The sequence below is a fragment of the Kitasatospora sp. NRRL B-11411 genome, assembly GCF_000721345.1.
Taxonomy (GTDB): Bacteria; Actinomycetota; Actinomycetes; order Streptomycetales; family Streptomycetaceae; genus Kitasatospora; species Kitasatospora cineracea.
Genome location: NZ_JOGH01000189.1, coordinates 1 through 9,969 on the forward strand (window position 1 = coordinate 1; position 9,969 = coordinate 9,969).

Sequence of the window (9,969 nt, forward strand, 5' to 3'; positions counted from 1 at the left end):
TGACCCGCCTCCAACAGGTGCGCCGCCACCACGCTCCCCACGTAGCCGGCTCCGCCCGTGACCAGGTACTTGCTCATGCCCTCAGACCTCCGCGACATTCCGGGTACTCGACCCTCGACACTCGATCAGCTTCCAACAAAACCAAACTCAAGTCAACGTAAAAGCTGTTGGCTTCCGACCGGGAGCCCGGCTCGCCGCCCGTGGCTCACACCGCTCCGGAACCGGGGTCGGGAGCGCGCCGGGCCTCGAACAGGTGGGCGGTCATCGGGGCGGTGACCCGGCCGGTGCCCAGCCGGGCGGTCAGCTCCGCGGTGAGGACGGCGTGCAGCGCGGGGTCGTCCGGGTTGCCGCCGCGCGCCTCGACGACGGCCCGCAGCGGCGTGCCGGTGAGGAAGCCGGTGACGACCGCCGCCGCGGACTCGGCCGCGCCCTCCAGGGTCAGGGGCTGGTACCCGGTCGGCTCCAGCCCGCCGGCGGCGAGGTCCGCGGAGACCCGGGCGGAGTTGTGGTAGCCGTGCGGCAGGGTGCGGAGGAAGTCCGGCGGGTCGGCGGGGAAGGCCCGTTCGAGGCCGGTCTGGGTGGCGGAGTCGAAACCGTGCCCGCTCAGCGGCCCCCAGGTGCTGAACAGGAACCGGCCCCCCGGCACCAGGACCCGCCGCACCTCGGCGAAGGCCGCCGGCCGGTCGGGGAAGAACATCGCGCCGAACTGGCACACCACCAGGTCGAACGACCCGTCCTCGAACGGCAGTTGCTGGGCGTCGGCCTGCCGCCACCGCGCCCCCGGCACCCGGGCCCGCCCGAACTCCGCCATCGACTCGTTGAGGTCCGTCGCCACCACCTCGGCACCGGGCAGCGCCGCCAGCAGGCACGAGGTCAACGCGCCCGTCCCGGCCGCGAGTTCGAGCACCCGGCGGGGATCCGACGCGGCCGCCCGCCCGGCCAGGTCCACGGCGAAGGGCCGGAAGAGCACCGGGACGAGGTACCGCTCGTACGCCTCCGGCATCGATGGGGACCACCGCCGGTCAGCAGGAATTCCACTCATCCCACCGACGCTACGCCGCCCCCAGGACCGCAGCACTCCGACACCGCGCGCCGCCCGGTCGGCCGGTGCCGCGAGCGCCACGCCTCAGGTGCTTTCGCGCTCCCCGGCCCCCTGCGCGCCGCCCGCCGGGCCGTCCGCAGTCCCCTTCCGGGGGAGCGGTGCGCCGGCCCGCCGCTCGCGCGGCCGTCCGCCGGGAGCGGACCACGGCCGGCCCCGGACCTTGCGCAGCATCGACGGCGGACTCCCCGCGTCCACGCTGGTGCCCAGCCCGGCGTGCATGCGGCGCAGCAGGTTGTTCAACTGCGCGCTGTCGCCGCGCGTCAGCATGGCCGTCAAGGTCTCCTGGACCGCCGCCGCCTCGGCGTGCACCGCGTCCAGCGCGCCGCGCCCGGCCGGCACCGGCATCACCACGTCCTCGCGGTCGTCGTGGATCCGCACCGGAACCACCTGCACCAGGCCCCGGGCGAGCAGCGCCTCGACGGCTCCGCGCACCTCCTCGACCGGGGCGTCCGCCCGCCGCGCCAAGTCCGGGACCCCGTGCGGGCCTTCCTGCGCCAGCACGGTCAGCACGCTCCGGTGCACCCGGCCCAGGTCCTGCCCGGCGAGGCGGCGGTCGAGCATCGCGTCGGCGGCCCGGCCGAGCACCGAGAGGAGGTGGACGGTCTGCTCGAACGGGTTGGACGACTCTTTCCTACCGTCGTACAAACCGGGTCCTATCAGGCTGGAAGCAAGGCGAAGCTGGCCTCACTCTAATGACCGGACGACAATCGGTCTACATCGATGTCGTCCGACCCGGGCCGCCGGGCCCGCGACCCGGACCGCCGGGCCCGCGCCCTACCGGCCCGTCGTCAACGCCCGTCCCGCGTTCGGCTCCCTGCTCGGTCTCCGGCTCCGCCTCGCGCAGCAACTGCCGCAGTGCCTCCTCGTCCTGGGCCGACAGGGAGGACACGAAGCGCCTCAGCACCAGGTCCCGGTCGGGCTCCTTCTCCAGTTCGCGGCGCATCCGGCCCGCCGCCAGCCCGGCGGCGTCCGCGACCGGGGCGTAGGCCAGCGCCCGCCCGGGCCGGGTGCGGGCCAGCGTCCCGTTCTCGTGCAGCCGGGCCAGGATCGTGGCCACGGTGGTCCGGGCCAGCGGCCGGGCCAGCGCGTCCTTCACCTGTTGGGCCGTCAGCGGCCCGCCCGCCGCCCACAGCACCTCCAGGACCTCCGCGACGAGTTCGCCGTGCGGGCGCCGCTCTTCCCGGTCGTCGTTCACCATCACCGCTCCAGGCCCGCCCGCGCGGGCACTCCGATAAGCCAAGCCTTACCTCACCGAGTGCCACCCTAAGGCCCGGACCGGCCGTCAGCCGCCGACGGGCCCGGTCCAGCCGGTGGGGACGTGGCCGAGGCGGACCCGCTGGGGGTGGTCGCCGACCTCGACGGAGGAACTGCGCTGCCCGGTGGCGAAGTCGATGGCGGTGACCCGGTCGGCGCCGCTCTCCGAGATGACGCACGCCCGGCCGTCGCCGCTGACGGTGGCCCAGTACGGCTTGACGGCGGGCACCAGCGGGCCCTCCTGGAGGGTGGCGCGGTCGACGACGGTGGCGTAGTCGTCCATGGTCCCGGCGACGCACAGCCGGTCGCCGTCCGGGCTCATCGCCAGGCCGTGGTGGCGCGAGTCGTTGACCCAGGTGGTGCGGTCCTCGCTGGTGGCGGGGTTCTTCGGGAGGGTCTTGACCCGGGTGACGCGGTCGGTGGCGACGTCGTACTCGACGAAGCCGTTGAAGAACGAGACCTGGAAGTACAGGGTCGAGCCGTCGGGGGAGAAGGCGGCGGGCCGGACGGCGTTGGAGAGGTCGGACCGGCCGAAGGCGTCCAGCCGTTGGCGCATGTCGATGGTGCGCACCGGCCGGAGGGTGTCGGCGTCGACGACGGTGATGTGGCGGTCGCCCTTGGTCCAGTCGAGCCAGGGCGCGTCGAGGGCGGTGGTGACGTCGCCGATCGACATGTTCCAGATCTGCCGGCCGCCGTCGGTGAACAGGTTCTCGTGCGGCTTGTCGCCGGTGGCGAACGAGCCGAGCTGGCGGCCGGTGGCGATGTCGAGGACGTGCACGGTGTTGGCGGTGGACGCGGAGACCGCGACCCGGGTGCCGTCGGGCGAGACCGCCATGTGGTCGGAGCGGTAACCGGCCACCGGGAAGCGCCAGTTGATCCGTCCGGTGGCGAGGTCGATGGAGACCACGTCGGCGAAGCTGGGCCGCGAGACCACCACGGCCGAGCCGTCCGGCGTGGAGTACATGTCGTCGACGAACTGGTCGTGGCCCTCGCCCGGCCCGAGCCGCACCCCGAGGAAGTACCCGAGCTTCACGGGGTTGAGGTAGATCTCGGTGAGGCGCTGGTCCTTGTCGGGAATGACGTTGATCCGGCCGATCCGGGCGAGGTCGCCGCGCGAGGTGATGACGTCGGCGGTGCCGTCCCAGTTGTTGCCGACGAACATCACCTCCCGCAGGGCGGTGCCCGCGGCCGGGGCGGTGCCCGCGGCCGGGGCGGTGGCGGTGCCGGCCGCGGCGGCGGTGCCGGGGGCGGCCAGGACGAGGACGGCGGCCAGCGCGGCCAGGTGCAGCGGGCGGCGGGAGCGCTGGGCGCGCCGGGGCTGGGTGCGGGACATCTCGGCTCCTTCGGACGGGCGCGGCGCACGGGCGCGCACGAAGTCTGAAACGACGGATAGTCAGATGGGCGCTACTCGACGGTAGGGAGCGGTCGGCGGACCTGACAAGACGTCGGTGGGCGACAATCGGGTCCAGCCGCCCGGCGCACCGGCCCGGGCGGGGCAGGGGGGACGCATGGGGCGGGCGGGGCGGAACGAGGACCCGGCGGCGGGCGGCGTCTACCGCGGACGCTCCGCGCAGGAACGGCGGGCCGAACGGCGGGAGCGGTTCCTGGCCGCCGGACTGGCGCAGTTCGGCGACCGGCCGGGCTACCGGCACGCCTCGGTGGCCGGGCTGTGCGAGGCGGCCGGCCTGTCGACCCGTCAGTTCTACGAGGAGTTCCGCAACCTGGAGGAGGTCCTGGCCCGGCTCCACCTGCTGGTCAACGACCACAAGGAACGGGCCGTGCTGCACGCCCTGGCCGGCGCCGCCGCACTGCCCTTCGAGCAGCGGGTCGCCGCCGTGCTGCGCGGCTACGTCACCGCCGCCACCGAGGACCCGCGCCGGCTGCGCATCGCCTTCGTCGAGATCGTCGGCGTCAGCGAGGAACTGGAACGCCAACGGCTGGTCCGCCGGGCCCGCTGGGTGGACCTCCTGGTGGCCGAGGCCGACCGCGCGGCCGCCCGCGGCGAACTCGCCCCGCGCGACTTCCGGATCGCCGCCACCGCCTTCATCGGCGCCGTCAACGGCCTGCTCCACGACTGGACCGCCGGCCAGTTCGACGCCACCCTCGACCAGGTCCTCGCCGAACTCACCACCCTCCTGCTCGGCGCCGTCCGCCCCCCGTCACCCCGCTGACCGCCGCCCCACCGCCCGGAACGGTCCGGGCGACTGCTGACGGAGCGTGGCGCGCAGGCTACGGTGGGGACGTCAAACGGTGCGCGCGGGCGGGGAGACCGGCCGGGTGCGGTTCTGGGGGTACGGGGCATGATCGATCCGCTGTCGGTCACGGCGGTCGCGGGGATGCTGGGCGCGTTCGGCTCGGCGATGGCCGGAGAAGCCGGGAAGTGGACGTGGGAGGCGGTCGGGAACCTCGCCCAGCGGATGACCGGACGCCAGGTCGAGGCCCCGGTCGGAGCCGAGGAGTGCGAGGAACTGGCCCGCCAACTGGTCGAGGGCGCCCGCAACGACCCGGAACGGGCCAGGGAACTGGCCGCCTGGATGCGCGGCCGGACCGGCGGGCCCCAGGGGCAGGGCGGCGCGGTGCCGCGCCAACTGCCCGCCTCCACCCGGTACTTCACCGACCGCAAGGGCCCGCTCGCCGAACTCGACAAGGAAGCCGGCCGCAAGGCCGACGGACGGCCCCGCCAGGTCCTGCTGCACGGCCCGGACGGCATCGGCACCAGCGCGGTGGCGATCCACTGGGGCGGCCGCGAGGCGCACCGCTTCCCCGACGGACAGCTGTACGCCGACCTGCGCGCCGCCGGACCGCAGGGCGCCGTCGACCCGGCGACCGTGCTGCGCCGCTTCCTGCGCAGGCTCGGCGTCCCCGCCGAACAGGTCCCGGCCACCGTCGAGGACCGTGCCGACCGGCTCGCCGAACTGCTCGCCGGCCGCCGCCTGCTGATCGTCCTCGACCACGCCCGCACCGCCGCCCAGGTCCGCCCGCTGCTCACCCCCGCCCCCGGCGTGGTCACCCTGATCACCGCCCGCCGCCCGCTGGCCGGCCTGGACACGCTGAACGTCGCCGTCGGCCCGCTCCCCGACAAGGACGCCCGCCGCCTGCTCACCGACCTCGCCGGCAAGCACGCCGTCAGCGCCGCCAAGGCCACCCTGCCCGGCGTCCTGGAACGCTGCGCCGGCTCCCCGTTCGCGCTGCGCGCCGCCGCCCCCGTCCTCGGCGACGCCGCACCCCGGGCCCTCGCCGGGCAGACCTTCACCGACCCGCTGGAAGCCGCCACCGCCGACCGCTACGCCCGCCTCGCCCCGGACACCGCCCTGGCCTACCGGCGCTGCGCCCTGCGCCCCTGGCCCGCGATCGACCCGCGGGCCGCCGCCGCGGCCACCGGCCTGACCGAGGCGGACGCCGCCGCGGCACTGGACGAACTCGCCGCCGCCGGACTGCTGGAGACCGCCCTCGACGGCCGGTACCGCTACCGCCCGGCCGTCCGCCGCCACGCCGAGGCGCTCGCCGTCCGCGAGGACGGCCTCGCGGCCTGCGCCACCACCGTCCACCGCACCGTCGACCACTACCTGCGCCTCGCCGTCGCCGCCGACCACGCCGCCCTCCCGCAGCGCTGGCACCTCGGCCCGCTGTACGCCGAGATCGGCCCCGACGGCTACCCCGACGAGGCCGCCGCCCTGGCCGCCCTCGGCGCCGAACTCCCCAACCTGGTCGAGGCGGTGGCCGCCGCCGAGGAGTTCGCCGCCCCCGGCACGGTGTGCCAGCTGGTCGAAGCGCTGTGGGCGCTCCAGCTGAAGGCCGGGCGGCACGACGAACTGCTGCCCGCCCTGCGGACCGGCGCCCGGGCCGCGGGCACGACCGGCACCGCCGCCCGGACCGCCGCCCGGATGCACGTCCAACTCGCCCTGGCCCTCACCGAGTTGCAGGAGTACGGCGAGGCCGAGCAGCAGCTCGTGCTGGCCGCCGCCGCCGAGGAGAAGGACGGCCACCTGCGCGGGCAGGCCACCGCCGTCGAGACGCTCGGCCTGCTGCGGCTGCGCCAGTGGCGCTACGCCGAGGCACTGGAGGGCTTCGACCGGGCCGCCGGACTGCTCGACGGCATCGCCGAGGGCGACAGCGGACAGGCCGACCTGCCCCGGGCCCGCGCCCTGCTCGGCCGCCACCGCGGCCGGGCCCTGCGCGGACTGGGCCGGTTCCCGGCGGCCGCGGCCTCGATCGAGGAAGCGGTGCTGTTCTTCCGGGGCACCGGCGAGGCGTACAACCTCGCCCGGGCGCTGACCGACCTGGCGCAGGTCATGATCGAGCAGCGGCGCGGCCCGGACGCGCTGCCGCTGCTGGACGAGGCCGCCGCCCTGCTGGAACGCGGCGGGGCGAGCTTCCACCTGGTCCCGATCGGGGTGCTGCGCGAGCTGTGCACCGACGAGCCGCAGTGACCGGCACCCGGCGGGACCGGGGCTGAGCGGCTGTCACCCGGTGATGCGGGGTCGGGCCACCGTCACCCGGCGGGGTCGGCCTGAGTGACCGTCACCCGGTGGTCCGTGCCGCCGGAGCGGACCGTCAGCACCCCGGGCGCCGGGCCCGCCGCCAGCAGTGCGGAGGCCGCCGCGGCCGGGTCGATCCCGTCGAAGGCCCCGGCCAACTCCAGTACCGCGCCCGACCGGTGACGCACCGTGCAGCTGCCGGGGCCGGTCACCTGCACGGCCAGCGTGCACGAGCGGTGCCGGGCCAGGGTCCGCTCGGTCCAGGCGGACGGCGGGCCGAGCCGGGGGTCGTCGGCGCCGCCGTGCCGGACGATCACGTCGGCCAGGGCGAGCCGGCCCGGGTCGAGGGTGTCCTCGTGCACCACCAGGTGGGCGTCCCCCGCGCCCTCCGGCTCGTACCGGGCCGCCGCGTACCGGCGCACCTCGACCACCCCGTCCGTCCCGTCCGCGCCGCCCGTCCCGGCCCGGGTCAGTACCCGGACCGGCGCCGTCACGGCGGGCGGCTGGTGGGCGGGCAGCGGCAGCGGGTCCAGCAGCGCGGGACCGGCTGGCTCGGGCAGGCCGAGGAACCGGTAGCACAGCGACCGCAGCAGCCCCGCCGACCCGCCCGGACAGGACGTCGTCAACTCGGCCGGACCGGGCGGCACTTCGCCCTCGGCGATCAGCTCCGCCAGTTGCGGGCCGAGCGCGGCGTACGGGTCCAGCTTCGGCGCGGCCCGGACGAACGCGGCGACCTGCGACCCGTCGTCCAGCACGGACGGCCCGGTGGCCGCCAGCAGCACCGGCGTGCCCAGCGCCGCCGCGTAGTAGCTCACCGAACCGAAGTCACCCACCACGGCGTCCGCCGCGACCAGCGCCTGCCGCCAGTCCGCCACCGGATCCACCAGCGTCACCCCCGCCCGGCGCGCCCCGTCCAGCCACAGCCGGACCTGCCCCGGGCCGTGGCCGTGCCACACGTTGGGGTGCAGCACGACCGCCACCCGGTACTCGTCCAACGGCAGCTCCGGCAGCCGGGACAGCAGCAGCGGCAGCACGTCGTCCGGGCCGCCGTCACCGAACAGCGAGGTGGGGTTCCAGGTCGAGTTCAGGACCAGCAGGCGTTGGCCGCGCCGCACCCCGAACGCCTGCCGGAACGCGTCGCGGCGGGGGAGGGCCGCGAGGATCCGGTCGAAGCACGGGTCACCGCCCAGCACCGCCGTGTGCGCGGCCTCCGGACACGCCGCGGCGAGCCGCTCCACCTGACCTGGATGCGACAGCACCAGCGCATCGGCGATCGGCTTCCCGTCCCCGTCGAGCAGCCACTCCGGCGACAACCCGAACACCGGCTCCCGGCTCCCGGCTCCCGGCTCCCGGCTCCCGGCTCCCGGCTCCCGGCTCCCGGCTCCCGGCTCCCGGCTCCCGGCCCATGTGACAGGATGATCAACTCGCCCTTGATTTCTGCCAGTTGACCGCCGAAGCTGGCGGATATCGCCAGGTCGGGCGCGAGGGCGAGGGCCTGGTCCCAGGGCAGCACCGGGACGCCGAGCGCGGTGAGGAGTTCCGGCAGGCCGGAGCGGAAGGGCGAGGTCCCCGGGCAGGTGGCCGTCAGCTGGACGCGCAGGTCGTCGCGGAACAGGCCGACCACGTCGAGCAGTCGGGTCGCCGAGGTGACGTTGTGCACCACCAGCAGGACGTGGCGGCAGTCGCCCCGGGTGGTCCACCGCGCGGAGTCCGCCCCGACGGGGACCCTGATCCACTCGCCCAGCAACCCGTTCCTCCATGATCGTTGCACTGCTGCCCCGGCAGCTTAGCGACCGCGGGGCCGGTGCCGACCGCCCGCACCGCGCCCCCTCCCCGGGCCGGCCCCCGCCACCGCCCCCCTCGGGCGACGGCGGCATGCGGCTCCGTACGACCGCTCGGCGACGAACACCCCTCGCCCGTCCCGAATGTGACGCTGCGTCAGCACGTCGATTCGCCCCGTGCGGACGCGGCGGATTTCGGCGGTGAGTTCGGTCGACATGGTTGACCAAATTGAGGTGGTCATGGCACTTTCGTCCGGCGCAGGCGTGCGCCAATCCGGTCGCGCGTCTGCAATCCCCCACAAGGAGAGCCATGTTCAAGAGATTCGCCGCCGTGCTCAGCGCGGGGACGGTCGTCGCGGGCGCCCTGACCCTCGGTGCCGCCCCCGCGCAAGCCCTCCAGGCCGGCGACCTGACCTCCACCATCGCGCTGAGCAACTGCTCGGCCTCGCTGGTCCGTTACCCGAGCTCGGTGGACACCGACCGGGCGATGATGCTGACCAACGGCCACTGCCTGCCGACCATGCCGGCGGCCGGTGAGGTCATCCAGAACGTGAGCTCCAGCCGCAGCGGCACGCTGCTCAACTCCGCGGGCAGCTCGCTCGGCACGGTCCAGTCGGACAAGGTGCTGTACGCGACGATGACCGGCACCGACGTCGCGCTCTACCAGCTCACCGACACCTTCGCCGCCATCTCCTCCAAGTACGGGGCGACGGCGCTGACGATCAGTGACACCCACCCGGTGGACGGGTCGGCGATGTACATACCGTCCTCGTACTGGAAGCAGGTCTGGAACTGCTCGATCAACGGGTTCGTCGGGACCCTGCGCGAGGACGCGTGGACCTGGCACGACTCGCTGCGCTACAGCTCGGGCTGCAACACCACGCACGGCACGTCCGGTTCGCCGATCGTCGACGCGACCAGCCGGAAGGTCGTCGGCATCAACAACACCGGCAACGACGACGGCGCGATGTGCACCCTGAACAACCCGTGCGAGGTGGCCGCGGACGGCACCACGACCGCCACCAAGGGCCAGAGCTACGGTGAGGAGACCTACTGGTTCACCACCTGCCTGGGCACCGGCCGGGCCATCGACCTGAACGTCAGCGGCTGCCTGCTGACCAAGCCGGCCGGCGCGGCCGTGTCGGTCACCAGCCCGGGCAACCAGTCGACCGCGCTGAACGGCTCGGTCAACCTGCAGGTCAAGGCCACCGGCGGCACCGCGCCGCTCAGCTACTCGGCCACCGGCCTGCCCACCGGCCTGTCGATCAACGCCTCCACCGGCGTGATCAGCGGCACCGCCACCGCGGCCGGCACCTACAACGTGACCGTCACCGCCAAGGACGCCGCCAACAAG

Annotated in this window: 8 protein-coding genes; 3 read left to right on the plus strand and 5 right to left on the minus strand. The window is 74.9% G+C overall.

Annotation, left to right across the window (positions count from 1 at the left end):
* Window positions 1–205 precede the first annotated feature (205 nt).
* The 4 genes from IH44_RS0137880 to IH44_RS0137895 form a co-directional block, all read right to left on the minus strand.
* Window positions 206–1,003, minus strand: a complete 798-nt coding sequence (locus tag IH44_RS0137880; protein ID WP_035957552.1) for a class I SAM-dependent methyltransferase — start codon at window positions 1,001–1,003, stop codon at window positions 206–208.
* A 123-nt stretch (window positions 1,004–1,126) separates the two neighbouring features.
* Window positions 1,127–1,747: a MarR family winged helix-turn-helix transcriptional regulator gene (locus IH44_RS0137885; RefSeq protein ID WP_030464395.1), complete on the minus strand. Its 621-nt coding sequence runs from the start codon at window positions 1,745–1,747 to the stop codon at window positions 1,127–1,129.
* Window positions 1,748–1,814: 67 nt separating this feature from the next.
* Entirely contained in the window at window positions 1,815–2,300 is a 486-nt protein-coding gene (locus IH44_RS0137890; protein ID WP_063759764.1) for a BlaI/MecI/CopY family transcriptional regulator, read from the minus strand.
* 84 nt (window positions 2,301–2,384) lie between these two features.
* The gene (locus IH44_RS0137895; protein ID WP_035957553.1) at window positions 2,385–3,689 is read right to left on the minus strand and encodes a YncE family protein; all 1,305 of its coding nucleotides are present in this window, start codon (window positions 3,687–3,689) and stop codon (window positions 2,385–2,387) included.
* Between the two features lie 175 nt (window positions 3,690–3,864).
* Here IH44_RS0137895 and IH44_RS0137900 point away from each other — a divergent pair, with 175 nt between their 5' ends.
* The gene (locus IH44_RS0137900) at window positions 3,865–4,527 is read left to right on the plus strand and encodes a TetR/AcrR family transcriptional regulator (protein WP_030464398.1); all 663 of its coding nucleotides are present in this window, start codon (window positions 3,865–3,867) and stop codon (window positions 4,525–4,527) included.
* Window positions 4,528–4,656: 129 nt separating this feature from the next.
* The gene (locus IH44_RS0137905) at window positions 4,657–6,786 is read left to right on the plus strand and encodes a hypothetical protein (RefSeq protein ID WP_030464399.1); all 2,130 of its coding nucleotides are present in this window, start codon (window positions 4,657–4,659) and stop codon (window positions 6,784–6,786) included.
* Between the two features lie 62 nt (window positions 6,787–6,848).
* Here IH44_RS0137905 and IH44_RS0137910 read toward each other — a convergent pair whose 3' ends face one another.
* Window positions 6,849–8,156, minus strand: coding sequence for a hypothetical protein (locus IH44_RS0137910; RefSeq protein ID WP_051818181.1), 1,308 nt, complete (start codon window positions 8,154–8,156; stop codon window positions 6,849–6,851).
* Window positions 8,157–8,925: 769 nt separating this feature from the next.
* Here IH44_RS0137910 and IH44_RS0137915 point away from each other — a divergent pair.
* A partial coding sequence (locus IH44_RS0137915) for a putative Ig domain-containing protein (protein ID WP_051818183.1) occupies window positions 8,926–9,969 on the plus strand: 1,044 nt, incomplete at its 3' end.

Coding starts and splice junctions, on each gene's coding strand:
- IH44_RS0137880 (WP_035957552.1), bottom strand. CDS start 1,003: ATGCCGGAGGCGTACGAGCGGTACCTCGTCCCGGTGCTCTTCCGGCCC.
- IH44_RS0137890 (WP_063759764.1), bottom strand. CDS start 2,300: ATGGTGAACGACGACCGGGAAGAGCGGCGCCCGCACGGCGAACTCGTC.
- IH44_RS0137895 (WP_035957553.1), bottom strand. CDS start 3,689: ATGTCCCGCACCCAGCCCCGGCGCGCCCAGCGCTCCCGCCGCCCGCTG.
- IH44_RS0137900 (WP_030464398.1), top strand. CDS start 3,865: ATGGGGCGGGCGGGGCGGAACGAGGACCCGGCGGCGGGCGGCGTCTAC.
- IH44_RS0137905 (WP_030464399.1), top strand. CDS start 4,657: ATGATCGATCCGCTGTCGGTCACGGCGGTCGCGGGGATGCTGGGCGCG.